Raw genomic sequence first — 24,230 nt, forward strand, 5'->3', positions numbered from 1 at the left:
AAACAGTATGAAAAATTTAATTGTGTTGTTAGTATTGCTAACGGCGGGTGCTATTAATGCACAGGATAATGTAAAAAATGTAGGTGACTTTACAGAGGTTAAAGTCTTTGACCGTATGCGGGTTAACCTTATAAAATCTTCAGAAAATAAGGTCATTTTAAAAGGAAAGGATACCGAAAATATTGAACTTATTAACAGTGATGGTGTCTTAAAAGTACGTATGAACCTAGATAAGATTTTTGACGGTAATGAGACCTTTGTAGAAGTTTATTACAATAATCTAAGGGTAATAGATGCAAATGAAGGTGCACAAGTAGAAGTTAATGAGCTATTAGAGCAGAGCAGAATTGAAATACGCGTACAGGAAGGTGCTCTAGTTAAAGCAGGTCTAGATGTTGAATTTGCAGAAATGCGTGCAGTAACCGGTGGTATTATTACAGCTAAAGGTTCTGCAGAAAAGCAAAATGTAGAAATAAATACAGGTGGTATATTTGAAGGAAAGTCTTTAGAAACTACAGATACAACCTTACGTATACAAGCAGGAGGAGAGGCAGATATATTTGCACGTAGAACAGCTCAAATTAAGATTCGTGCCGGTGGCGATGTTACCGTTTATGGTAATCCTACCGAAGTTATAAAAGATAAGTTTATAGGGGGTCGTATTGACGTGGTGAAGTGATTAAAGTCAATTTAGTTACTTTTGTAGCATAATGATTTTAAAATCCTAATGCTACAAGATTTCTACTCTGCCATACCTCTCGGTTTTTTACTTGCCTTTCTCGTAGGACCGGTATTTTTTGTATTGCTAGAAACAGCTGCTTTAAAGGGATTTAGAGCGGCTTTTATTTTTGATATAGGCGTCGTTGTTGCAGATATTACATTTATTCTCATTGCTTATTTTAGCACAAATCAACTTCTTGCAAAATTAAAAGATGATCCCGCACTTTTTATTTTTGGAGGTATGCTCCTGGCTATGTATGGTGTTATTTCTTTTTTAAGAGTAAAAAATAATAAACTCGAGGACGACGAGCATCCTACTGTGGTTATGAGTAAACGTAATTATCTGGGCCTTATGGTTAAAGGTTTTTTACTCAATTTTATAAACATAGGTGTACTCGGTTTTTGGTTAGTGATTTTAATATCTGCCGGTCCTGCTTTAGATATGAATTCAGATCGTCTTCTTATATTTTTCGCAGGTATTTTAGGTACTTATTTATTAACTGACGTCTTTAAAATTCTTCTTGCAAAAAAATTAAGAAGTAAGCTTACACCCACACGAATCTCTATTATTAAAAGATGTATTAGTGTTTTGATGTTTGTTTTTGGATTAATATTAATTTCTAAGGGAATGTTTCCTGCAAAGATTGAGCAAATTGAAAAGCGAATAGAAGAGATTGCTCCAGAGGGTCAGTTTAATATTAATGGTGACTCAATTACCTTATAATTAACTTTATATGTATTCCGAAGTATTGGGATTAAGGCTGTAACATTTTCATAAATTGTAGCATAAAAAAAGACCCTTCACGATGAAGGGTCTTTGCTGAGGTGTCGAGCGGATTCGAACCGCTGTAGCAGCTTTTGCAGAGCTGAGCCTAGCCACTCGGCCACGACACCTTTTTGAATTGGTGTGCAAATTTAAGGTTTTTCTTTAGATATGAAAGCGATTATTGCTTTTTAGTCATAGAAACCCCTACTGAAGCAACATCTCCTCCTATGGGAGGGTTGATTTTACGTACGGTTACCGTTGCTTTTTGAAGTTCAGAAATTTCTTTAAAAGAGCGATCTAAAATACGTTGACACACATGTTCAAGAAGCTTTGAACGTTCTGCCATTTCCTCTTTAATTATTTTATTTAAATGTACATAATCTACAGTGTCACTAAGGTTATCTGTATTTGCAGGCGTTTTTAAATCTGTTTTTATTTTTAAATCTACATAGTAATCAGAACCTATTTGGCCTTCTTCAATAAGGCACCCGTGATAGGCATATACTTTTACTTTATTCAGTTTTATAATTCCCATAAGGCTTAAATTATTTAATCGTTTTTTAAATATCTAGTATAAAAAGATCAATCCTATTGAGATTATTATACTAGTTATTATATCTAAAAACGTTGTATACAGTGGTAAAGATATTATTTCTGATTAATTGAAAGGCTAGAATTAGGCTGCTTTAAATAGAATACTTTAAACGTTCTTAGACGTGTATTTTTAGTAATTTTACACCTTCATACAGCACAGATTATACAATGGCAGAAGATTATGTAGCGCTCAATTTTTTAGAGCAAATAGTAGAAGAGGATATTAATAATGGATTTTCAAAAGAAAAACTGCGTTTTAGATTTCCACCAGAGCCTAATGGCTATTTACACATAGGTCACAGTAAGGCCATCTGTATAAGCTTTGGTCTTGGAGAGACGTATAAAGCGCCTGTAAATCTTAGATTTGATGATACTAACCCATCTAAGGAAGAGCAGGAATATGTAGATGCTATTCAGGAAGATATTAAATGGTTAGGCTATACCTGGGATAAAGTTTGTTATTCTTCAGATTACTTTCAGCAATTGTATGATTGGGCAGTACAACTAATCAAAGAGGGTAAAGCATACATAGATTCTCAGTCTAGTGAAGCAATGGCCTTGCAAAAAGGAACGCCTACAGAACCTGGTACTAACAGTCCGTATAGAGATCGTTCGGTAGCAGAAAATCTCGAGCTTTTTGAAGGAATGAAGCGTGGTGATTTTGCTGAAGGTGTACATATACTTCGTGCAAAAATTGATATGAAATCTCCTAATATGTTATTAAGGGATCCTATTATGTATCGTGTTATTAACAAAGCTCATCACCGTACCGGTACTGCATGGAATATTTATCCTATGTACGACTGGGCACATGGTGAGAGTGATTACCTGGAGCAAATTTCACACAGTTTATGTTCACTAGAATTTAAGCCGCACAGACCACTTTACGAATGGTTTGTAGATAATATTTATACAACTGGTGTTAAGCCAAAACAACGCGAATTTGCACGGTTGAACTTGAGTTACACCATTATGAGTAAGCGTAAGTTGCTCAAACTTGTTGAAGAAGGTATTGTAAGCGGTTGGGATGATCCAAGAATGCCTACAATTTCTGGTTTGCGCAGAAGAGGTTATACACCGGCTTCTATACGTAACTTTATAGATACTGTAGGGGTTGCAAAGCGTGATAATGTTATTGATGTTTCTTTACTTGAGTTTAATATTCGGGAAGATCTTAACAAAACAGCTCCTCGTGTAATGGCTGTTTTAGATCCTGTTAAACTTATAATAGATAATTATCCTGACGATCAAGTAGAATGGCTTGATGCCGAAAATAATCAGGAAGATGATAGCGCAGGTTTTAGAAAAGTACCTTTTTCTAAAGAACTTTACATAGAACGAGATGATTTTAAAGAGTCTGCAAATAGTAAATATTTTAGACTCAGTCTAGGTAAAGAAGTTAGATTGAAAAATGCCTATATCATTAAAGGAGAATCTGTAGTTAAAGATGCTTCTGGTACTATTACAGAAATTCACTGTACATACGATCCAGACTCACAGAGTGGAAGTGGTACAGAAGCGAGTTTACGCAAGGTTAAAGGTACATTGCATTGGGTTTCAATAGAACATGCCATTAAAGCAGAAATACGTCTTTACGATCGTTTATTTAATCACGAGTCTCCAGATGGTGATAAAGAGGTAGATTTTATGCATTACTTAAATCCAGAATCTTTAGAAATTATAACGGGTTATTTAGAACCAAGCCTTAAAGATGTTAAGCCTTTAGATATCTTTCAATTTCAACGTATGGGATATTTTAACGTAGATAAAGAAAGTACTCCAGAAAAACTCATTTTTAATAAAACGGTAGGATTAAGAGATACGTGGGCAAAAGCTGAATCTAAAGTGGCAAACACTACTCAACAGAAAGCTGCACCTGTTAAGCAAATACCACAACTTCCTGCTTTAAATGAAATTAAAAAAATAGGTAAAAAATTAGGTCAGTTGCCTGATGAAAAGCGTTTAAAAAGTGTTTCTCAAATACAGGAATTAGCTAAAAGCGTTGAGTTTGAAGAATTAAAAGAGTTGTTTAATACTTCAGCAAAAAAGATAGGTACCCGTTTAGCTGTTTTAGAAACTTTAATAGTACTTATTAAAACCGAAAAAGTATCTATAAATCAAATTGATGTAGCTGCTTATCTCGAAGAGATGAGAACTTCTGGTGATCATCTTCTGCAGCTAGCGGTTGAGAAACTCTAACTTTAAAGCACATATTCTAAATATGTGCTTTTTTTTAGCATTACTTTAAGGTTCATAGTCAATTTATTAACCGGTTATTAACGGAGATTAGTATTTAACAATGCTAATTTTGATTATAACAAAAAACTATAACCATGTCAAAAACAGGAAATACCATTTTAGCACTTATAACAGGAGCAGCAATAGGAGCAGGATTAGGCTTATTATATGCACCAGAAAGTGGAGATAAAACAAGAAAGAAAATTTCTAAAAATGCTAAGGAAGCTAAAAAGAAATTAGAGCAACAGATTAATGAAACTTCAGAAAATCTAACTGCATCAGCAAAACAAGCTAAAAAGTCATTTGATGCTAAATTAGAAGATACGCTAAAAACAGCAAGTACTAAGGCAGATGATATTTTAGTAACGATGGAGCGTAAATTAGAAGAGCTTAGATCTAAAAATGCTAAGACAGCTAATAAAGTGGTTGATGAAGTTAAAGATATAGATGTTCCAACCGCAAAAGTATAAGCGGTAATGTCAATATTCAACATTTCAAAACATATAACTACAGTTGCAGATGATGCTAAAAAGTATCTAGATAGTAGTATAGAATTCTATAAGCTAGATCTTTTTAAAAAATCGATGAGTGGTGCCGTTTCACTAGTAAATTTATTAGTTACGGGAAGCATTTTTATGATTTTTATCCTTTTCGTTTCGGTAGGATTAGCAATCATAATTGGTGAGTCGTTAGGCAGCGTTAGTTATGGTTACTTTATAATGGGTGGTTTTTATCTACTTGTTTTTTTACTTTATCGCACCTTTGGAAAACCCATCATCACAAAAATTGTTCTTACAAAATACTCTAAGATTTTTTTTCACGATGATGACGATATACAGGTAAGTGAACAGTTTAAACAAGCCGAAACCCCTGCTACATACAATCAAAATTTAGAACCAATACGCGAGGCTCATGAAAGTTTATAAATCTTTTTTAGAAATAGAACATGATTTAAAAGTACTTAAACTTCAGAATCAGATAGACCGTGAGCAGGTAAAATTGAGCTTAAACGAAGTTAAGACCTCATTTTCGCCTGTTTCTATGATTGCGGGTACAGTAGGAGCTATAGCACAAAAAACATTAGTTCTTAAGGCAGTTAACTCAATTTTAGGTGTAAAACGTGTTAAGGTTAAAAACATAGAGGGAGAAGATTAATGATAAATTTTGTCTTAAAATGAAAAGCCTCAGATATTTGTATCTGAGGCTTTTTTTATATTTCTTGATGAAAGCAAATTTTAAATCGCGTCATTATCCAAATTAGAATCGTAACCAGATTCTGGTCGTGGTTTTTTAACCTTTTTCTTAGGTAGAATACCATTGGCTTCATTCTTCTTTTTCATTTCTTCACCTATTTGGTTTGAAGCTACAAAACTGGCAATCATATTATTCAACATTTCACTACCTGCCTGTGGTGAATTAGGCATAAGAATTAAGTTTGAATTTGTATTCTCACCTACAGATTGTAACGTATCATAATGTTGGGTTACCACTATTAGAGCAGAAGCTTCCTGCGAGTTTATGCCTACATTATTTAAAACCTCTACAGACTCTTCTAAACCTCTTGCAATCTCTCTACGCTGGTCTGCTATACCTTGGCCCTGTAAACGCTTACTTTCGGCCTCTGCGCGCGCCTTAGCAACTATTTTAATACGTTCTGCTTCTGCCTCATACTCTGCAGCAACTTTCTCACGTTCTGCTGCATTAATACGGTTCATAGCAATTTTTACCTGCTGATCTGGATCTATATCTGTAACAAGTGTTTTTATTATATCATAACCATAATCTGTCATCGCTTGATTCAACTCACTTTTTACGGCAATAGCAATATCATCTTTACGTTCAAAAACATCATCGAGTTTCATTTTAGGAACTTCAGAACGTACAACATCAAATACGTATGAAGTGATTTGATTTTGAGGATCTTCTAACTTGTAGAAGGCATCATAAACATTTGTCTTTACCACTTGAAATTGTACTGAAATTTTTAAACGAACAAATACATCATCCTTAGTTTTTGTCTCAACAATAACATCTAATTGCTGAATTTTCAAATTAATACGACCGGCTATTTTATCTATTAGCGGTATTTTAAGTTGAATTCCAGAGTTACGCACACTGGTAAATTTGCCAAAGCGCTCTATAACTGCAGCTGTTTGCTGTTTAACCATAAAGACCGCAGAAATTAAAATAATTAATCCTATAAAGAGGATAACGGGTAAAAAGTAAGTCATAGTTATTTTTTTAGTTATTTCTCAAAATGAGAGACTTATTAAAAATACAATACATATGTCTTGTATTTGATAAAATTGTAACGCTTTTGAAAACACTATTTTACATTTTTATATAAAACTTAATCTTTGAAGTATTACTTCTGAATTTAAATATTGTTAAATGCTGCGCAGTCTATAGAAATTTCCATTTTATATATAAGGAAATTAATTTCTAAGAGCTCTAAAAAATTCTACTGAATATCCATAGAACTTTTAGAATAGGTAGGTGAGTGTTACAGAATAGGTATTCTATGCCAGATTAGAATAGGCTTGAGGATAAAACTTCTGAGAATATCTTACTAAAGATTTTACCAATTAGAATAGTAATTGCAGGTTACAGCTTCGCTTTCTAATTTAGATATTAATAAGATTTGACAAATCCTGCTAATTGTTAAATGAAGAGTTTTTAAAAAAGAAATCCCCGTAGCTTTTTTTTAATTTAATACTTACGGGGATAGTTTTCTATTTATAATTTTTCAATTGCAAAACGTATTCGCTCTAAAGTACGCGCTTTACCTATAGTTTCGGCAATCATAAATACATCTGGTCCAGACATAGATCCTACTAAACTAATTCTAAAAGGCTGCATTACTTTACCAAAACCTAAACCTTCATTTTGAATCCATTCTTTAATGTTAGCTGATAAATTTTTAGCAGTAAAATCTTCAGTATCATTAACGATTTTAGAAACAGTGGTCATGATTTCTGCGGTGTCATCTTTCCAGGCTTTTTTAACAGCTTTCTCGTCATAATTTTCTGGTCTCTCAAAAAAGAAATTTCCTTGTTCCCATAAATCTGCAACAAATACTGCACGTTCTTTAACCAGGTGAATCACTTGTTCAACATAATCATCTTTAAACTCCAGATTTTTTTGAGCGAGAATTTTTTGTAATCCAGCTACCAGAGAAGCATCAGAAGCGATATGTAATTGCTGCTGCTGAAACCATTTTGTTTTTTCAGGATCAAATTTTGCTCCTGATTTATGTACACGTTCTAAATCGAAATCCTGTATTAGCTCTTCCAATTTGTATATTTCTTTTTCAGTACCAGGATTCCATCCTAAAAACGCCAGCATATTTACTACAGCTTCAGGCAAATAACCATCTTCTCTATAACCAGCCGAAACATCATTTGTTTTAGGATCTTTCCATAATAATGGAAATACAGGAAAGCCCATTTTATCCCCATCACGCTTGCTTAATTTACCTTTTCCTACTGGTTTCATTATTAAGGGGAGATGTGCAAATTGAGGTGCATCCCATCCAAATGCGCGGTATAGTAATACATGCAGCGCCATAGAGGGTAACCACTCTTCACCACGTATAACGTGTGAAATTTCCATTAAGTGATCATCAACAATATTTGCTAAATGGTAGGTAGGCATTCCGTCTGACTTAAACAATACCTTATCGTCTAGCAAACTTGTATTAACTTCAACAGTACCGCGAATGATATCTTCTAATTCTAAAAGCTCGCTTTCAGGACATTTAAATCGAATAACATAATCTTCACCTGCATCTATTCGCTTTTGTGTTTCTTCTGAAGAAAGATTTAAAGAGTTATCCAATTTATTGCGGTTGTGCCAGTTGTAGATAAAGGTTTTACCTTGTTCTTCGTGATTTTTACGATGCTCATCAAGGGCTTCAGAAGTATCAAATGCATAATAAGCATCACCAGAAGCAATTAATTTTTCAGCAAAAGCAAAATATTTATCCTTGCGTTCACTTTGTCTATACGGGCCATAACCTGCTTCTTTGCCTGGGCCTTCATCATAAGGAATACCGCACCAGTTAAGAGCTTCGATTATATAGTTTTCTGCGCCTTCTACATAACGGTTTTGGTCTGTATCTTCAATGCGAAGAATGAAGGTTCCTTTATTTTTTTTTGCAAAAAGATAATTATAAAGTGCAGTGCGCACACCTCCTATGTGTAGAGGTCCCGTAGGGCTTGGTGCAAAACGCACACGTACATTGTTAGACATAGTAAAAATTTAGGCTGCAAAGGTACTCAATCTTAATAAGTGTAGCACCAGATCTGTAAGATGTTGCTTTCTAATTAAATTGATTTTTTAATATCTTGTCTAATGGTTTTGGGCCTTAAGTTGTATGCTAGTGTGTTGATTTTTTTAGAATTATAACTGAAAAAAGTAAGATGCAGTACACTACTAAAGCTTTTAAATTAAGCCCAATTAACTAAAATATAATGGCGTAGTTTTAGTTATTAGAAAATTAGCTAGTAAAAGAGGTAGGTTGTGGAAGCTTTAGAGAAAAAAATAGAAAATTTTATTAGTAAATATTACAAGAACGAACTTTTAAAAGGATTCTTGTTTTTTATAGCAATAGGGCTTACCTATCTTTTGCTTGTATTGGCAATTGAATATTGGTTATGGTTAGGACGCTGGGGTAGGGGATTTTTATTTTGGTCTTTTGTAGGTATCGAATTGCTGCTTATTTTCAGATTTATTCTCATACCGGTTTTTAGATTGTTCAAACTTTCTAAGGGTATAGATTATACCAGGGCTTCTACACTAATAGGTAATCATTTTCCTGAAGTTCGTGATAAATTAAAAAACACCCTTCAGCTCAAATCTTCTGCAAATGATTCAGATTTAGTGCAGGCAAGCATACTTCAAAAAAGCAAGGAATTAGAGCCTATACCATTTTCTCTTGCTATAAATTATAAAGCAAATGCTAAGTATATTAAATATGCTTTAATACCGGTTCTTATATTTCTAGCCATTAGTTTTAGTAAAACTTCAGACTTTTTTGGGAGTAGTGCCAAGCGGGTTTTAAATTATTCTACTGAATATATTCCGCCGGCACCATTTAATTTTATAATTCTTAATGAAGAACAGACCGTTATTGAAGGTCGTAATTTTGAAATTTTAGCAAAAGTTGAGGGGTCAGAAATTCCTGAAGAATTAACTATAAATATTAACGACGTCACTTATTTTATGAAAAATAGGGGAGGCGGGGTTTTTGCATATACGGTAGAACAACCTTCAGAAGATTTAAATATATCTTTTTCAGGAAATGGGTTTTCATCGGGCTCTTATAAATTTCCGCTGGTGCACATTCCAGTAATCAGTTCTTTTAATATGCGTTTAAAGTATCCGGGTTATTTAAAAATGCAAAATCAGATAGTTTCTAATACAAGTTCAATTACAGTTCCTGAAGGTACACAGGTCGATTGGTTACTAGAAGCTAATAATACATCACAAATAGATTTTATAAGTGATACGCTTATAAACGCTTTTAAATTTCAGGATGATATTTTTAAATTTTCAAAAACAATTTTTAATTCAATAGAATATAAAATTGCAACGAGCAATAAGCAATTGAAGAATTATGAAGAACTGAGTTATAGCATTCAGGTCACTAAAGATGCTTACCCAGATCTGCTTTTAAAATCAAAAAAAGATACTTTGGGTAGTAATCAAACTTATTATCAGGGTTTTGTATCTGATGACAATGGTTTATATGACCTAAAATTAGTTTATTATATTGAAAATCAAAGTATTAATAAAAAGTCAATCCCAATTTCGATAGCAAAAGCAACGGTAGATCAATTTTATGTTTCTTTTCCCGGCAAATTAAATCTTGAAGAGGGTGTAACCTATAATTATTACTTCGAAGTGCGTGATAATGATGCCATTCACAATTACAAGGCAACTCAATCTGAAATTCAAAATTTTCAATCACTAACGCGGACTCAGTCTATTAATAAGCAATTAGAATCTCAACAAAACAGTATTCAGGGCTTAGATAAATCTATTCAAAAAATTGAGGAGCAGCAGAAAGATTTAAAAGAATTACAAGATTTACAAAAGGAAAAAAATAAACTTGATTTTAATGACAAACGTAAGTTGAACTCTTTTTTAGAACGGCAAAAGGAACAGGAGCAGATGATGAAAAATTATTCTGAAAAATTGAAGAATAGCCTTAATGAGTTAGATAAATTAAACGAGAAATCGAGTCCGGAAAACGAACTTCTGAGAAAGCGTATAGAGAAAAATGAAGAACAACTTAAGGAGCAGGAAAAGCTATTAGAAGAATTGTCTAAGCTTCAAGATTTGATGAAGGATGAAGAACTGAAAGAGAAGTTAGATAAAATGTCAAAGAATAGTAAAAATTCTAGCAAAAGTATGCAACAGCTCTTAGAGCTGACTAAGCGTTTTTATGTGCAAACTAAAGGCGAACGCCTCGCAAGACAGCTTCAAGAAACCGGAGAAGAGCAGATTAAAGAAGGTCAAAAAGCTGAAGAGCCATTAAAGGAAAATCAAGAAAAATTAAATAAGGAATTTGAGGAATTCAAAAAATCTTTCGAGGAATTAAAGAAAGAAAATGCTGCTTTAAAACAACCGCTCGATATACCAGATGATAAAAATCTTGAGAAGGAAATAGATAATGATCAAAAGGGAGCGCTTGAACAAATGCAAAAACCCGCTAGCGCAGAATCTTCAAAAACTACTAAAGAAAAACAAACGAGCGCAGGAAAAAAAATGAAGCAATTGGGCAGTAAATTGCAAGATAGATTTTCTTCTGCTGGGGGAGGTGGTGCGCAACAACTTGAAGAAGATGTTGAGATGTTAAGGCAAATTCTAGATAATCTGGTTGTTTTTTCTTTTGATCAGGAAGACTTGATGTATAAATTTAAGGCGATTAATAATGCTAATCCTGCTTTCTCAAAACATCTCGTAAAACAAAATGTATTACGTGATAATTTTAAGTATATCGACGATAGTCTTTTTGCTTTATCGCTTAGAAATCCTTTATTAGAAGAGGATATAAATAAAGAGCTTACAAATATTACTTTTAGTCTTGACCAGGCTCTTGACCGTTTATCAGATAACAATGTAAATATGGGCGTTGTAAGTGAACGCTATGTTGTAAGTTCATCAAATACTTTGGCTGATTTACTTTCAAATATTTTAGATAATATGCAAGGGCAATTATCGCTTTCATTAGGTCAGGGATCCAGTGGTATGCCGATGCCTATTCCTAAACCTGGAGGTCAGGGATCTGGTAAGCAATTGAGTGATATTATTATGTCTCAGAAGGAGCTTTCTGAAAAATTGGGAGAACAACCTGGTCAAAAAGGCGATGGCGACAAACGTAAATCTGGCAATGGTAATGATGGCAAGTCTGATGGAGAAGGTGATGCTAAGCAAGCTGGTAGTGGAGAAGGTTCTGGCTCTGGAGGTGAAAATGGTAAAAGCTCAAATGGGGGGAAGGGAGAAAATGAAAATGATGCAAGATCTGTAAGTGAAGGCGAGCTTGCACGACAATATGAGATTTATAAACAACAGGAAGAAATTAGAAACAGATTACAGGATTTAATAAATAAAGAAGGTCTCAAAAGTGAAACTACACGTATTTTAAAAACGATAGAGCAAGTAGAGACAGATTTATTAAACGGTAATTCAGCGCAGGCAAAAAAGAGAATGAGTGATGTCATTCAACAGTTTCTTAAGTTAGAAATTGCTGAACAGGAACAAGACAAAAATACTAAGCGGGAAGCTGAGGGTACGACTAAAGAATTTATTAATTCTGCTAATAGTATTATCCCTGAAAGCCGAAATTATTTTAATACGAAGGAGCTTCTGAATAGAGATCAACTTCCCTTAAATGGGATCTATAAAAACAAGGTTAAAGAATATTTTAAACAAGATAATGATTGAATTTGATAGTCAGAATGATTTCAGTTTAGATCTGGAAGAACAAACGCGTAATTGGATTAAAGCTACAGCCCTTAAAGAATCCTACGGGATTGAAATGTTGGGATATGTTTTTTGTTCTGACGAGTATTTGTTACAAATTAATGAGCAGTTTTTAAAGCACGATACCTTTACAGATATAGTCACTTTTGACTATACTGATAATAAGCTTTTAAATGGTGAAATGTATATAAGTACAGATCGTGTTGCAGAAAATGCCGAAACCTTTGGAGTTAGTTTTAATACTGAATTAAGACGTGTAATGATACATGGTCTTTTACATATGTGTGGTTACGGAGATAAGACAGATGAGGAAAAAGAGACTATGCGGGCTAAAGAGGATTTCTACCTTAACCTTTGGCCGTCAGAATAGCTGCTGCTAGACGTTTAATTTTTAGTATCTTTGCGCCCATTTTTAAGGAAGTATAATTAAATGTTTCACGTGGAACAATGAGTTTTTTTGATCAAATATATGATGTAATTGTAGTAGGTGGAGGTCACGCTGGTTGTGAGGCTGCTGCCGCCGCTGCAAATACCGGAAGCAGTACGCTGCTAGTGACGATGAATTTGCAAACTATTGCTCAAATGTCGTGTAACCCTGCAATGGGTGGTATCGCTAAGGGCCAGATTGTGCGTGAAATTGACGCAATGGGAGGTTATAGCGGTATTGTTTCAGATAAAACTGCTATACAGTTTAAGATGCTAAACAAGAGCAAAGGTCCTGCAATGTGGAGTCCCAGAGTACAAAGCGACCGTATGCGCTTTGCAGATGAATGGCGTCTAATGTTAGAGCGCACACCTAATCTTGATTTTTATCAGGAAATGGTAAGTGGTCTTTTAATGGATGGTGATCGCATAGGTGGTGTAGTTACTTCTTTGGGGATCGAGATTAAAGCAAAATCTGTAGTTCTTACTAACGGTACTTTTTTAAATGGTTTAATACATATAGGAGATAAACAATTTGGAGGTGGTAGAGCAGGGGAGCGTAACTCAAAAGGAATTACAGAACAACTTGTAGATTTAGGTTTTGAATCGGGTAGAATGAAAACCGGAACACCACCTCGGGTTGATGGTCGTAGTCTTGATTTTTCGAAAATGATTGAACAACCTGGGGATCTAAATCCGCAGAAATTTAGTTATAGTAACGTCACAAAACCACTTACTAAACAGCGCTCCTGTCAAATGAGTTATACCAGTCTTGAAGTACATGATTTACTTCGGGAAGGTTTTGATAGGTCACCTATGTTTAACGGGCGTATAAAAAGTACCGGGCCTCGATATTGCCCTTCAATTGAGGATAAAATAAATCGCTTTGCAGATAAAGATCGTCATCAGTTATTTGTTGAACCCGAGGGTTGGGATACGATTGAATATTATGTAAATGGTTTTTCTACGTCTTTACCTGAAGAAGTTCAATTTAAATCATTGCGTAAAGTAGCAGGTTTTGAAAATGTAAAGTTTTTTAGACCGGGTTATGCTATAGAATATGATTATTTTCCGCCTACCCAATTAAAACACACTTTAGAAACTAAAGTAGTATCAGGATTATATTTTGCAGGTCAAATTAATGGCACTACCGGTTATGAAGAAGCCGCATCACAAGGATTAATGGCAGGTATAAATGCAAGTTTGAAAGTGCAGGAACGTGACGCTTTAATTTTAAAAAGAGATGAGGCGTATATTGGAGTTTTAATTGACGATCTTATAACTAAGGGAACTAAAGAACCGTATCGAATGTTTACTTCGCGTGCAGAATATAGAACCTTGTTAAGACAGGATAATGCAGATAGTAGACTTACTCCGCTTGCGCACAAAATAGGTTTAGCAAGTGATGAGCGTATGCGCACTTTAGAGCATAAAGAACAAGAAGCGCAAAATCTTGTTGACTTTTTCAATATAACAAGTATTACTCCAGAAGAGGCAAATCCTGTTCTTGCTGAAAAAGGAACTTCTCCTATGAAGCAATCAGATAAGATGGTTAAAATATTCAGTAGACCTCAAATTGAGCTTACAGATATGTTGGGTTTTGCTGATGTTAAAAATTATGTGGAGACAAATAATCTGGATATTGAGGTTTTAGAACAGGCAGAAATCCGTGTTAAATATGCCGGGTATATTGCTAAAGAAAAAGCAAATGCAGATAAACTTCAGCGTTTAGAAAATATTAAAATTCCAGATGGTTTTGATTATACTAAGCTTAAGTCATTATCCTTTGAAGCTCGTGAGAAATTGACAAAAATTCAGCCAACTACCATTTCTCAAGCATCACGTGTTAGTGGTGTTTCTCCTAGCGATATTTCAGTAATGTTAGTATATATGGGACGTTAATTTGTAGTTCCACGTGAAACAATATCTCCATTTTTTCATTTTATGAATTCTTCTTTAGATAAAAAACAAACGATTCAGATTAAAGATTTCTCTGTTTCTAATGAGGAATTTGACTTGATCTACGATTCTGAATTAGATATGTACACAACATCATCAATTCCTGAAAATTTAGAAGATTATTATTTAAGTGAAAATTATATATCTCATACAGATTCAAAAAAAGGAATTACTGAAACACTTTACCAATTTGTGAAAAGCTTTATGCTAAAACAAAAACTAAAGCATATTAGTAAATTTAAGTCTGTGGGATCTTTACTAGATATAGGTGCAGGAACCGGAGATTTTTTAATTGAAGCAAAAAAAAGAGGGTGGGAGGTAACCGGTGTTGAACCAAGTTTAGTTGCAAGAAAAAATGCGTTGAATAAAAAACTTAGGCTATTAGAAAACACCTTTCAACTTACTACTCGAAAATTTGATGTAATAACCATGTGGCATGTTTTAGAACATGTACCTCATTTACAAGAGCAAATTAATTGGCTTGAAAAACATCTATCAGAAGATGGAATTCTAGTAATTGCAGTTCCTAATTTCAATTCTGATGATGCAAAAAAATACGGAAAATTTTGGGCTGCCTGGGATGTGCCCAGACATATACATCACTTTTCTAGAAAAAGTATTACTACACTGTTTTCAAATTTCGGGTTTGAACTTATTATAGAAAAACCATTAATTTTTGATTCGTTCTATGTAAGTCTTCTTTCTGAAAAATATATGAAAGGAAAATCAAATCTTGTTATGTCATTTTTATCAGGTTTGAGCTCCAATTGGAAAGCGAGGCGTTCTGGCGAATATTCTTCTCTTATATATATCTTCAAGAAGCAAAAAACATAAAATAAGCCAATTTAAGAGCGTTTTAATCCCTTTGCCTTGTACTGTATTGGCAACTTTTTAAAAAATCATTAGAGAGCATTTAATAGGTCTAAATTTAATAAGAAAAACCTATTTCAAATAATTTACCTATTCAATTTACTTATGATAAATAAATCTTTCCTTTTTTAACTTTTGCATAGTACAACTTGTTACTTTTGCAGCAAATTTTTAGAAATTATGAAAAACATATTTAGTGCGCTTTTAATTACAATTACCTTAGCAAGTTGTTCAAAATCAAAATCAGCTTATGTAGATACTCAAAAACTTTTTGAGGGTTATACAGAAATGACAGATGTACAGGACAAATATGAAAAGTTAACCGAAAGTGTGCGTGCAGATTTAGAACCAAAGATTCAAGCGTTTCAAATCAAGTTAGATCTTTATCAAAAAAATGTTCAGGCTATGAGCCCGGCAGAACGTCAATCTAAAGAACAAGAGCTGGGAGCATTACAACAACAAATTCAACAAGAGCAGCAAGCTCGCGGAGGTCAACTTCAACAAGAAAGTCAAACTGCGATTGATACAGTTGTAAGTAAAGTGAGAAAATTTATTGATACTTATGGTGCTGAGAATGGTTATGACTTCATTTATGGTAAAAATGACAGTGGTAATGTTTTATTTGGTAAGAAAGAATTTGATATTACAGATAAAGTATTAGAGGCATTAAATAAAGAATATACTCCGGGTACAACTGCTACACCGGCAGCTACGACTGCTCCAGAAGCAGAAACTGAAGAATAAAGATTTCAAAAGATAAAAAAAAGCAGCCAACAGGCTGCTTTTTTTATGCTTTAGTGTGTAGTAAGCGCGTAAGCTTTATAGATAAATCGGTAAGTACGATTTTTGCATTACCATTACGTTCTATGTGATAGGAAGCCGTTTGCAGCTCTTCGATAATATAACTGATATTATTGCCATGTATAAAAGGCGCAAATTTTGCGAGTTCAAATTTTGTTTGCGGTTGTAAATAAACAAGTTCTCTAGCGCCATAATTTAAAAGCATGGCTTGCCTAAAAAAATCTTCACAGTAAGTAAGAAAGTTTTTTTGGGTTTCCCGTCCTGTACCGGCAATTTGTTCACTCCAGGAGATAAGATCTAAGATTGCTTTTTTATTTCCCCTGGCTTTAAAAGCAGTACGTACCCACGATACAAACCACGTTTCAAATTCTTCTTCATCACCATTATTCTCCAGCAGATGTAAAGCAAGATTGTAATCTCCGTGTGCCTTTATTGCAAGTTTTTTAGCCTCAGCAGCATTGCAGTTATGCGAAGTAATGAGGGCATTTTCTAATGATTCTGCCGCTAATGGAGGAAAATTAAGAACCTGACACCTTGATTTTATGGTGTCAATTATGTGGTCTTCATTTTCAGCAATAAGAAGAAATACAGTTTTTTGTGGAGGTTCTTCAATTAATTTAAGCAATTTGTTTGATGCCGCATTATTCATTTTATCGGCCATCCAGATAATCATAACTTTATAACCCCCTTCATAGGATTTCAGAGATAATTTTCTAACGATATCCTGGGCTTCATCTACTCCAATTTTACCTTGTTTTTTCTCAATTCCTATATGTTGATGCCAGTCATATAAGCTTCCGTAGGGATTGGAGTCTACAAAAGACCTCCACTCTTTAGCAAAATTGTCTGATACAGGATGATTTTTAATAGCATCTGTCGTTGCTACAGGATACGCAAAATGTAAATCTGGATGTGCTAAATGATCAAATTTTAAATTACAGGAAACATTACCGCCCGTGTTCTCTCCTTCACTATTGTTACAAATTAAATACTGTGCATAGGCAATTGCACAGGGAAGAACACCACTACCACTGCTGCCCACAAATAATTGAGCGTGAGCAATACGCTTACCATCTACACTAGTAGTTAGGTGTTTCTTAATAAATTCTTGACCTAATATTTTCTGAAATAACATGCGCCAAATATAACAGAAATGTAACGTATATTTTGTGCCTTATCTGTTATATTTGTTGGCTAAAGCTGCCGCTAACTATAGGTTTGCTTATAATAAATACAACCTAATTAATTACTGAATCTGTAAATAATAACTATTCATGAAAACCATCGACGATTTTAATTTTGAAAACAAAAAAGCGCTAATACGCGTAGATTTTAATGTTCCTTTAGATGAAAATTATAAGGTAACTGATGCTACTCGTATTGAAGCTGCAAAACCTACAATTTTAAAAGTTTTAGAAGATGGAGGAGCTGCAATTTTAATGTCTCATTTGGGAAGACCTAAAAATAATGAACCAGAATTTTCATTAAAACACATTGCAGATGCTGTTACAGAAATTATAGGTGTACAGGTAAAATTTGTAGAAAACTGTGTAGGTGAAACTGCTGAAGCTGCGGCTGCAAAGTTAGAGCCCGGTGAAATTTTACTTTTAGAAAACCTAAGATACCACGCGGAAGAAGAAAAGGGAGATGTTGATTTTGCTCAAAAATTAGCTAATCTTGGTGATATTTATGTTAACGATGCTTTTGGCACAGCACATAGAGCACACGCTTCAACAACAATAATTGCTCAGTTTTTTCCTGAAAAAAAATGCTTTGGTTACTTATTAGCTAAAGAAATTGAAAGTATAGATAAAGTTTTAAATGATAATGAGCGTCCTGTTTTAGCGATTCTAGGTGGCGCAAAAGTATCTTCAAAAATTACCGTTATTGAGAATGTTCTTGATAAAGTAGACGATTTAATTTTAGGTGGAGGTATGGCTTATACCTTTATTAAAGCTCAGGGAGGTAATATAGGAAGTTCTATTTGTGAAGACGACAAGCAAGAACTGGCTTTAGAAATACTCAAAAAGGCAAAGGAGAAAAATGTAAATGTACATTTACCAGTAGATGTTATTGCAGCAGATGATTTTTCTGAATTTGCAAACACACAAATTGAAAACATTTTTGAAATCGCAGACGGCTGGCAAGGTCTTGATGCAGGTCCAAAATCACTCGAGAACTTTGCTAAAGTGGTAGCTAACAGCAAAACTATTTTATGGAATGGTCCTTTAGGCGTTTTTGAAATGGAACCTTTTGCAAAAGGAACAATCGCTTTAGGAGATGCCATTGCAGAAGCAACTAAAAACGGTGCTTTTTCTCTTGTAGGAGGTGGTGATAGTGTTGCGGCTGTAAAACAATTTGGCTTTGAAAATAAAGTATCTTACGTTTCAACAGGAGGTGGTGCAATGCTAGAAATGCTTGAGGGTAAAGAACTTCCGGGTATTGCAGCAATGCGTGACTAAAATAGTATAGCACTTACTTTTTTCTGAGCATTTTCGATTTCGATTAAAATATACGACTTTAGCGTTTGCATCGTTCTAAACAGATATGAGAAAACGTTTAATTATAGGTTGTTTTTTAATAACCACATGGGGTTCATTTGCTCAGAAAAAAGTTATAAAATCTGAAATTGTAGAAGACGAGATCTTATCAGATACACTTTCAGTTGTTGACACGTTAGAAATAAAACAGCTTCAGGAAGAGATGTCGCAAAACTTCCTTTTTAAGCAACGTAAAGGCGGTAAGGTAGTCTACAACTTAAATGATCAGGAATATCCTGCTAAAGTAGACAGAAAATGGCTTAGAGAGCTCACAGCAGGTTCCCTGTACGATTCAATCGAAGCGATTATTGATGAGAGTTACTACGATAGTGAGGTTGTATATACAGAACTCTCTACAGATACACTCAAAAAGCGTCTGGCAGATTTAAATGCACGTACACCCTTTAATATAGAATACACCCCTTCTTTAGAAAATGTTATCAAATCGTATTTAAAGAGGCATAAGCCTACTTTAGAACGTTTAATGGGACTTTCAGAATTTTATTTTCCCGGTTTTGAAGAGACTTTTGATAAATACAATATGCCTTTAGAATTAAAGTATCTAGCAATTGTAGAATCTGCATTACGACCCAGAGCAAAATCACGGGTAGGAGCTACAGGGATGTGGCAATTTATGTACAGCACGGGCAAATTATACGGTCTTGACATAAGTTCATATGTAGATGAGCGTATGGATCCCATACTTTCTACTGAAGCTGCAGCGCAATATCTTTCAAAACTTTATGATGTTTTTGGTGATTGGGATTTGGCTCTGGCTTCATATAATTCTGGTCCCGGTAATGTAAGTAAAGCTATACGGCGCAGCGGAGGCAGCACTAATTATTGGAATATCAGACACAATCTTCCACGTGAAACCGCAGGATATGTTCCAGCATTTCTTGCAACCATGTACATATTTGAATACGCAAAAGAACACGGTTACAATCCTGCTAAGCCAGACATTAATTACTTTACCACAGACACCGTTAAGATTAAGCAGACCTTGTCGCTACAGCAGGTTGCTGCGTACACAGGTGTATCATTTGATGAAGTACAATTCTTAAACCCGTCGTATAAACTAGATATTATTCCTTATGTGAGTGATGAAGAGTACTATTTGAGACTACCAGTAGAAGCTTTAGGTTCTTTTGTTGCTAATGAAGAAGCAATTTATGCGACTGCAAAAAAAGAATTAGAACGCGACGAAGCAACCTTACCTAAATATGTAGAAAACCCTACCAGCGTAAGCTATCGCGTACGTAGTGGTGATTATCTGGGTAAAATAGCTTCTAAATATGGGGTGGGTGTTTCTGAAATAAAACGATGGAATAACTTGAGGTCTAACACGTTACGCGTTGGGCAGCGGCTCACATTGCACCCTACTAAAGCCGTTACTTCAACTGCATCAAGCAGTTCTAGTAGAAGTAGTTCTAAAAAGTATGTGGTACGCAAGGGTGATAGTTTGTGGAAGATAGCTCAGAAATTTCCAGGTGTTAGTCCAGAGAATTTGAAAAAGTGGAACGATATTAGTGGTAATAAATTAAAACCGGGAATGACTTTGGTCATAGCCAACTAAACCTTAATAGAAAATTTATTATGCAAAAACTACTCTTAGCATTCGTATTGTTTGCCTTAATTGCCTGTAATGATAAACCTGAAGGTAAAATTTTATCATCCTCTTCTGGTGGTCTTAATAACCTAACGATTGTAATGCCTAATGATATGTGGGCGGGCGCAGTGGGTGAAAGCATCAGAGAAAAATTAGCCGGTCCTGTAAACGGACTACCACAGGTAGAACCTATGTTTGAAATAAATCAAATGCCTTTAGAAGCATTCTCTGGGTTTATGCGCAAACAACGTACGTTTTTAAAAGTAGAACAGGCAGATACTCCATCCTTAGAAATTGTTACAGATGAATATGCAAGACCACAAACCGGTATAATTTTAAGAGGTCCTACAGAAGAAGCACTAATTAATTTAATTAAACAAGACAGTGCAAAAATTGTTGACACATACAAAGGGGCAGAGTTTAAAGAAAAAATACGCCGTATAAGTTTGTCTCTCAAGGAAGATGATCCTATTAAAAAGGCTTTTGGAATATCTATGAAGTTTCCTTCGGCGTATCGCTATGCAAAAACAGATGATGGCTTTTTTTGGATACGTAAAGACATTCCTAACGGAGATATGAATATAACAATCTATGAGGTACCCTACGATCTGATAGATAAAGATAGCAATACAATAGGCTCATTAATAGCGATGAGAGATTCTATTGCAGGAGATAATATTGTAGTGAATGAGGGTATGCGCTTTATTACAGAAGCTGCCTTTGCACCATATTTAAGCGAGACTACAATAGATGATAAACCAGCTTATCAAATGAAGGGAATGTGGGAGGTAAAAGGTCGTTTTATGGCAGGACCATTTGTAAACTTTACAGTAGATGATAAAGAAAACAACCGCTATCTGGTTTTAGAAGGTTTTGTATTTAAACCTTCTGCAAACAAACGTGATAATATATTTGAACTAGAATCTATTCTACGTTCTGTAGAGTTTGTAGATTAAGGTTTAATTTACAAACATAAAAAAAGCCGCTTCAATTAATTGAAGCGGCTTTTTTAATAAAAGAGAGTTTCTAAAATTAAGACTTCTTCTCTTCTATAGTTTCGTCAGATTTTCTAGGAGCGTCATCATCTTTAGAAGCATCTTTAAATTCTTTAATACCACTTCCTAAACCACGCATCATTTCAGGTATTTTTTTACCTCCAAAAAGCAAAAGTATCACAACGACGATAAGACCTATCTGCCAGGGTCCAACCATTCCTAAAAATATCGATAGTAAATTCATATTATTCTAATTTAGACCGTAAATATAAAAAGAATTCATCAGAATAGACCTTTCGTTAAGAAACTTTAGCAGGCGATAAACGCCTTTTAAATTTTATATTTGCATAAGCACAAAAATATATGGCTAAATCTAAAGAGAGAAAGAAGTTTAGAAAACGCCTTTTGCATAAATACAGGCTGGTAATTCTAAACGAAGACACCTTTGAAGAACGGGTATCGTTTAAGCTTACCCGTTTAAATGTATTTATTGTCGTTGGCTTCTCGATCATTATACTCATCGCGTTAACGACCTTTCTAATCGCATATACTCCGTTACGAGAATATATTCCGGGATATTCTTCTGTAAGACTCAAAAAACAGGCTACAGAATTAATTTTTGAGACAGATTCTCTTAAGCGACAACTCGCTATAAATGAGCAATATTACGCAAGTATTAGAAAAGTACTTACGGGCGATGTCGATCGCGTAAATTTTAATAAAGACTCATTATTACTTGTAGAGCCTGGTGAAAATGGAGGTTTATCTTTTAAAATTTCTAAAGAAGATAGCATTTTAAGAGAGCGCGTAGCTAATGAAGATCGCTATAATTTATTTGAACCGGCTTCAACAAAAGTTAATTTTTCATTATTTCCACCTGTCAAAGGCAACATTACCGAAAAATACAATTTAGATCGAAAGCATTATGCTGTAGATGTTGTTGTACCTAAAAACGAACCCATAAAAGCCGTGGCAGATGCTACAGTTATATTTTCTGAATGGACAGCCGAAACCGGAAATGTTCTCATTCTCGATCACGGAAATAACTTGATTTCGGTGTATAAACATTGTGCTTCCCGTAATAAAGATCAGGGAGATCTTGTTAAAGCAGGTGAAGTTATTGCAATTGCCGGGTCGACAGGAGAATACACAACTGGTCCGCATTTACATTTTGAACTTTGGAATAATGGTTACCCCGTAGATCCTACTAATTACATCGCATTCGAATAATGTCTATAAAATCTTTTGGAGCAAAACTTTTTGCAAAACATATCGTTTCAAAAACCGAAGCATGGGCTGCTAAACCAGAAGCTACCCAACTTAAGGTTTTTAAATATTTAATTAAAAAGGCCTCTCAAACTCAATTTGGTAGGGATCATAATTTTGAAAGTATTAAAAATTACAGCGACTATGCAAAGCAGGTTCCGGTGCGGGATTATGAAGAATTGAAAGTTTATGTAGATAAAGTAGTTGCCGGGAATCCTAATATTTTATGGCCCGGTAAACCACAGTATTTTGCAAAAACATCTGGAACTACTTCAGGAGCGAAATACATCCCAATTACCGCAGAGTCTATGCCTATGCATACCAATGCGGCAAGAGATGCTATTTTACATTATATAGCAGAGACCGGAAACCGAAGTTTTGTAGATAAAAAAATGATCTTTCTTCAGGGAAGTCCTGAGCTTCAGGAGAAAAACGGTATTCAAACCGGAAGATTATCAGGTATTGTCGCCCATTATGTACCCGGATACCTTCAGAAAAACAGAATGCCAAGCTGGGAAACTAATTGTATTGACGACTGGGAAACAAAAGTTGATGCTATTGTTGAAGAGACTATAAAAGAAGACATGAGTATTATAAGCGGTATACCGTCTTGGGTACAAATGTATTTTGAACGACTTAATGCAAAAACCGGAAAGAAGGTAGGAGAACTGTTTCCTAACTTTAATTTGTTTATTTATGGTGGTGTAAACTATGAGCCATATCGTAAAAAGTTTGAAAATTTAATAGGCAGAAGAGTAGACAGTATTGAGCTGTATCCTGCAAGTGAAGGGTTTTTTGCATTTCAGGATTCTCAAAAAGAGAAAGGAATGCTACTATTACTTGATAGTGGTATTTTTTATGAGTTTATAGAGGCAACGTCATTTTTTGATGAAAACCCCGACAGACTCACTATAGGTCAGGTAAAAACAGGCGTAAATTATGTGATGATAATTTCTACAACAGCAGGTCTCTGGAGCTATAATGTGGGAGATACGGTAATGTTTACATCTACAAAACCATATAGAGTTATAGTTTCAGGGCGTATTAAGCACTTTATTTCAGCCTTTGGGGAGCATGTGATAGGAAAGGAGGTTGAGGAAGCTTTAGCTAGCACAGCAACCTCATTTAAAGCTCAGGTAAGTGAATTTACCGTCGCGCCACAAATAAATCCTGAAGTGGGCTTACCCTATCACGAGTGGTTTATTGAGTTTGACAAGGAGCCTGAAGATGTAAAGGCATTTGCTAAAGCAATTGATCTAGCACTTCAAGAACAAAATAGTTATTACAAAGATTTAATTACAGGAAAAGTATTAGAAACATTAAAAATCAATGTTGTTCCTAAGGGAGGTTTCAATACCTACATGAAATCTAAGGGCAAATTAGGAGGTCAAAACAAACTTCCCAGACTGGCTAATGATCGTAAAATCGCAGATGCTCTAAATGAATTTGGTTTTTAAAAA

General features: G+C 34.6%; 21 protein-coding genes and 1 tRNA gene. 16 read left to right on the plus strand and 6 right to left on the minus strand.

All coding sequences use genetic code 11. The features are described from left to right. The first annotated feature begins 7 nt into the window (after window positions 1-7). Together ACEN25_RS08545 and ACEN25_RS08550 are read left to right on the plus strand one after the other, a co-directional pair. Window positions 8-679 (plus strand): head GIN domain-containing protein, encoded by a 672-nt coding sequence (locus ACEN25_RS08545; protein WP_441802542.1) that lies wholly within the window; start codon window positions 8-10, stop codon window positions 677-679. 48 nt (window positions 680-727) lie between these two features. Further along, window positions 728-1,444, plus strand: a complete 717-nt coding sequence (locus ACEN25_RS08550; protein ID WP_441802543.1) for a LysE family translocator — start codon at window positions 728-730, stop codon at window positions 1,442-1,444. Window positions 1,445-1,543: 99 nt separating this feature from the next. Here the strand turns inward: ACEN25_RS08550 and ACEN25_RS08555 are convergent. Next, window positions 1,544-1,614 (minus strand) — tRNA-Cys (locus tag ACEN25_RS08555). A gap of 50 nt (window positions 1,615-1,664) precedes the next feature. Further along, window positions 1,665-2,021: a dihydroneopterin aldolase gene (gene folB / locus ACEN25_RS08560; protein ID WP_441802544.1), complete on the minus strand. Its 357-nt coding sequence runs from the start codon at window positions 2,019-2,021 to the stop codon at window positions 1,665-1,667. A gap of 227 nt (window positions 2,022-2,248) precedes the next feature. Between folB and ACEN25_RS08565 the strand changes: the two genes are divergently transcribed. From ACEN25_RS08565 to ACEN25_RS08580, 4 genes are all read left to right on the plus strand, one after another. Next, window positions 2,249-4,279 carry a glutamine--tRNA ligase/YqeY domain fusion protein gene (locus tag ACEN25_RS08565; RefSeq protein WP_441802545.1) on the plus strand — a complete coding sequence of 677 codons (2,031 nt, stop codon included), beginning with the start codon at window positions 2,249-2,251 and terminating at the stop codon, window positions 4,277-4,279. Between the two features lie 134 nt (window positions 4,280-4,413). Beyond that, the gene (locus tag ACEN25_RS08570) at window positions 4,414-4,788 is read left to right on the plus strand and encodes a YtxH domain-containing protein (RefSeq protein WP_028377088.1); all 375 of its coding nucleotides are present in this window, start codon (window positions 4,414-4,416) and stop codon (window positions 4,786-4,788) included. 6 nt (window positions 4,789-4,794) lie between these two features. After that, on the plus strand, window positions 4,795-5,244 hold the full coding sequence (locus ACEN25_RS08575; RefSeq protein ID WP_441802546.1) for a phage holin family protein: 450 nt from the start codon (window positions 4,795-4,797) through the stop codon (window positions 5,242-5,244). Then, window positions 5,231-5,473 (plus strand): DUF6327 family protein, encoded by a 243-nt coding sequence (locus ACEN25_RS08580; RefSeq protein WP_441802547.1) that lies wholly within the window; start codon window positions 5,231-5,233, stop codon window positions 5,471-5,473. The genes ACEN25_RS08575 and ACEN25_RS08580 overlap by 14 nt, the downstream gene beginning before the upstream one ends. An 80-nt stretch (window positions 5,474-5,553) precedes the next feature. Here ACEN25_RS08580 and ACEN25_RS08585 read toward each other — a convergent pair whose 3' ends face one another. Together ACEN25_RS08585 and gltX are read right to left on the minus strand one after the other, a co-directional pair. Then, window positions 5,554-6,549 (minus strand): SPFH domain-containing protein, encoded by a 996-nt coding sequence (locus ACEN25_RS08585; protein WP_441802548.1) that lies wholly within the window; start codon window positions 6,547-6,549, stop codon window positions 5,554-5,556. A 505-nt stretch (window positions 6,550-7,054) separates the two neighbouring features. Further along, window positions 7,055-8,569 carry a glutamate--tRNA ligase gene (gltX, locus tag ACEN25_RS08590; protein ID WP_441802549.1) on the minus strand — a complete coding sequence of 505 codons (1,515 nt, stop codon included), beginning with the start codon at window positions 8,567-8,569 and terminating at the stop codon, window positions 7,055-7,057. A gap of 270 nt (window positions 8,570-8,839) precedes the next feature. Here gltX and ACEN25_RS08595 point away from each other — a divergent pair, with 270 nt between their 5' ends. From ACEN25_RS08595 to ACEN25_RS08615, 5 genes are all read left to right on the plus strand, one after another. Beyond that, complete coding sequence (locus tag ACEN25_RS08595) at window positions 8,840-12,268, plus strand: hypothetical protein (RefSeq protein ID WP_441802550.1); 3,429 nt, start codon at window positions 8,840-8,842, stop codon at window positions 12,266-12,268. Further along, window positions 12,261-12,677 carry an rRNA maturation RNase YbeY gene (gene ybeY, locus ACEN25_RS08600; RefSeq protein ID WP_441802551.1) on the plus strand — a complete coding sequence of 139 codons (417 nt, stop codon included), beginning with the start codon at window positions 12,261-12,263 and terminating at the stop codon, window positions 12,675-12,677. Before ACEN25_RS08595 ends, ybeY begins: the two co-directional genes overlap by 8 nt. A gap of 77 nt (window positions 12,678-12,754) precedes the next feature. Continuing rightward, entirely contained in the window at window positions 12,755-14,632 is a 1,878-nt protein-coding gene (mnmG, locus tag ACEN25_RS08605) for a tRNA uridine-5-carboxymethylaminomethyl(34) synthesis enzyme MnmG (RefSeq protein WP_441802552.1), read from the plus strand. 42 nt (window positions 14,633-14,674) lie between these two features. Beyond that, window positions 14,675-15,523 (plus strand): class I SAM-dependent methyltransferase, encoded by an 849-nt coding sequence (locus ACEN25_RS08610; protein ID WP_441802553.1) that lies wholly within the window; start codon window positions 14,675-14,677, stop codon window positions 15,521-15,523. 216 nt (window positions 15,524-15,739) lie between these two features. After that, window positions 15,740-16,303 (plus strand): OmpH family outer membrane protein, encoded by a 564-nt coding sequence (locus ACEN25_RS08615; protein ID WP_441802554.1) that lies wholly within the window; start codon window positions 15,740-15,742, stop codon window positions 16,301-16,303. 43 nt (window positions 16,304-16,346) lie between these two features. Here the strand turns inward: ACEN25_RS08615 and ACEN25_RS08620 are convergent, their stop codons facing one another. Continuing rightward, window positions 16,347-17,495 carry a DNA polymerase III subunit gene (locus ACEN25_RS08620; RefSeq protein WP_441802555.1) on the minus strand — a complete coding sequence of 383 codons (1,149 nt, stop codon included), beginning with the start codon at window positions 17,493-17,495 and terminating at the stop codon, window positions 16,347-16,349. Between the two features lie 139 nt (window positions 17,496-17,634). Between ACEN25_RS08620 and ACEN25_RS08625 the strand changes: the two genes are divergently transcribed. From ACEN25_RS08625 to ACEN25_RS08635, 3 genes are all read left to right on the plus strand, one after another. After that, window positions 17,635-18,822: a phosphoglycerate kinase gene (locus ACEN25_RS08625; RefSeq protein WP_441802556.1), complete on the plus strand. Its 1,188-nt coding sequence runs from the start codon at window positions 17,635-17,637 to the stop codon at window positions 18,820-18,822. Between the two features lie 85 nt (window positions 18,823-18,907). Further along, window positions 18,908-20,476 (plus strand): LysM peptidoglycan-binding domain-containing protein, encoded by a 1,569-nt coding sequence (locus ACEN25_RS08630; RefSeq protein WP_441802557.1) that lies wholly within the window; start codon window positions 18,908-18,910, stop codon window positions 20,474-20,476. A 20-nt stretch (window positions 20,477-20,496) separates the two neighbouring features. Beyond that, entirely contained in the window at window positions 20,497-21,465 is a 969-nt protein-coding gene (locus ACEN25_RS08635) for a DUF4837 family protein (protein ID WP_441802558.1), read from the plus strand. A gap of 76 nt (window positions 21,466-21,541) precedes the next feature. Here ACEN25_RS08635 and tatA read toward each other — a convergent pair whose 3' ends face one another. Continuing rightward, window positions 21,542-21,748, minus strand: coding sequence for a twin-arginine translocase TatA/TatE family subunit (tatA, locus tag ACEN25_RS08640; protein ID WP_028377101.1), 207 nt, complete (start codon window positions 21,746-21,748; stop codon window positions 21,542-21,544). A gap of 119 nt (window positions 21,749-21,867) precedes the next feature. On the opposite strand from tatA, the gene ACEN25_RS08645 reads away from it, so the two are divergent. Continuing rightward, window positions 21,868-22,734: a M23 family metallopeptidase gene (locus tag ACEN25_RS08645; RefSeq protein ID WP_441802559.1), complete on the plus strand. Its 867-nt coding sequence runs from the start codon at window positions 21,868-21,870 to the stop codon at window positions 22,732-22,734. Beyond that, window positions 22,734-24,227: a GH3 auxin-responsive promoter family protein gene (locus ACEN25_RS08650; protein WP_441802560.1), complete on the plus strand. Its 1,494-nt coding sequence runs from the start codon at window positions 22,734-22,736 to the stop codon at window positions 24,225-24,227. Before ACEN25_RS08645 ends, ACEN25_RS08650 begins: the two co-directional genes overlap by 1 nt. Window positions 24,228-24,230 lie beyond the last annotated feature (3 nt).

The organism is Leeuwenhoekiella sp. W20_SRS_FM14 (assembly GCF_052119605.1).
In the GTDB taxonomy this organism is placed as follows: domain Bacteria; phylum Bacteroidota; class Bacteroidia; order Flavobacteriales; family Flavobacteriaceae; genus Leeuwenhoekiella.

Excerpts from the sequence above, each read along its gene's own strand:
- ACEN25_RS08545 (WP_441802542.1), top strand. The coding sequence starts at position 8 with ATGAAAAATTTAATTGTGTTGTTAGTATTGCTAACGGCGGGTGCTATT.
- ACEN25_RS08550 (WP_441802543.1), top strand. The coding sequence starts at position 728 with ATGCTACAAGATTTCTACTCTGCCATACCTCTCGGTTTTTTACTTGCC.
- folB (WP_441802544.1), bottom strand. The coding sequence starts at position 2,021 with ATGGGAATTATAAAACTGAATAAAGTAAAAGTATATGCCTATCACGGG.
- ACEN25_RS08565 (WP_441802545.1), top strand. The coding sequence starts at position 2,249 with ATGGCAGAAGATTATGTAGCGCTCAATTTTTTAGAGCAAATAGTAGAA.
- ACEN25_RS08570 (WP_028377088.1), top strand. The coding sequence starts at position 4,414 with ATGTCAAAAACAGGAAATACCATTTTAGCACTTATAACAGGAGCAGCA.
- ACEN25_RS08575 (WP_441802546.1), top strand. The coding sequence starts at position 4,795 with ATGTCAATATTCAACATTTCAAAACATATAACTACAGTTGCAGATGAT.
- ACEN25_RS08580 (WP_441802547.1), top strand. The coding sequence starts at position 5,231 with ATGAAAGTTTATAAATCTTTTTTAGAAATAGAACATGATTTAAAAGTA.
- ACEN25_RS08585 (WP_441802548.1), bottom strand. The coding sequence starts at position 6,549 with ATGACTTACTTTTTACCCGTTATCCTCTTTATAGGATTAATTATTTTA.
- gltX (WP_441802549.1), bottom strand. The coding sequence starts at position 8,569 with ATGTCTAACAATGTACGTGTGCGTTTTGCACCAAGCCCTACGGGACCT.
- ybeY (WP_441802551.1), top strand. The coding sequence starts at position 12,261 with ATGATTGAATTTGATAGTCAGAATGATTTCAGTTTAGATCTGGAAGAA.
- mnmG (WP_441802552.1), top strand. The coding sequence starts at position 12,755 with ATGAGTTTTTTTGATCAAATATATGATGTAATTGTAGTAGGTGGAGGT.
- ACEN25_RS08610 (WP_441802553.1), top strand. The coding sequence starts at position 14,675 with ATGAATTCTTCTTTAGATAAAAAACAAACGATTCAGATTAAAGATTTC.
- ACEN25_RS08615 (WP_441802554.1), top strand. The coding sequence starts at position 15,740 with ATGAAAAACATATTTAGTGCGCTTTTAATTACAATTACCTTAGCAAGT.
- ACEN25_RS08620 (WP_441802555.1), bottom strand. The coding sequence starts at position 17,495 with ATGTTATTTCAGAAAATATTAGGTCAAGAATTTATTAAGAAACACCTA.
- ACEN25_RS08625 (WP_441802556.1), top strand. The coding sequence starts at position 17,635 with ATGAAAACCATCGACGATTTTAATTTTGAAAACAAAAAAGCGCTAATA.
- ACEN25_RS08630 (WP_441802557.1), top strand. The coding sequence starts at position 18,908 with ATGAGAAAACGTTTAATTATAGGTTGTTTTTTAATAACCACATGGGGT.
- ACEN25_RS08635 (WP_441802558.1), top strand. The coding sequence starts at position 20,497 with ATGCAAAAACTACTCTTAGCATTCGTATTGTTTGCCTTAATTGCCTGT.
- tatA (WP_028377101.1), bottom strand. The coding sequence starts at position 21,748 with ATGAATTTACTATCGATATTTTTAGGAATGGTTGGACCCTGGCAGATA.
- ACEN25_RS08645 (WP_441802559.1), top strand. The coding sequence starts at position 21,868 with ATGGCTAAATCTAAAGAGAGAAAGAAGTTTAGAAAACGCCTTTTGCAT.
- ACEN25_RS08650 (WP_441802560.1), top strand. The coding sequence starts at position 22,734 with ATGTCTATAAAATCTTTTGGAGCAAAACTTTTTGCAAAACATATCGTT.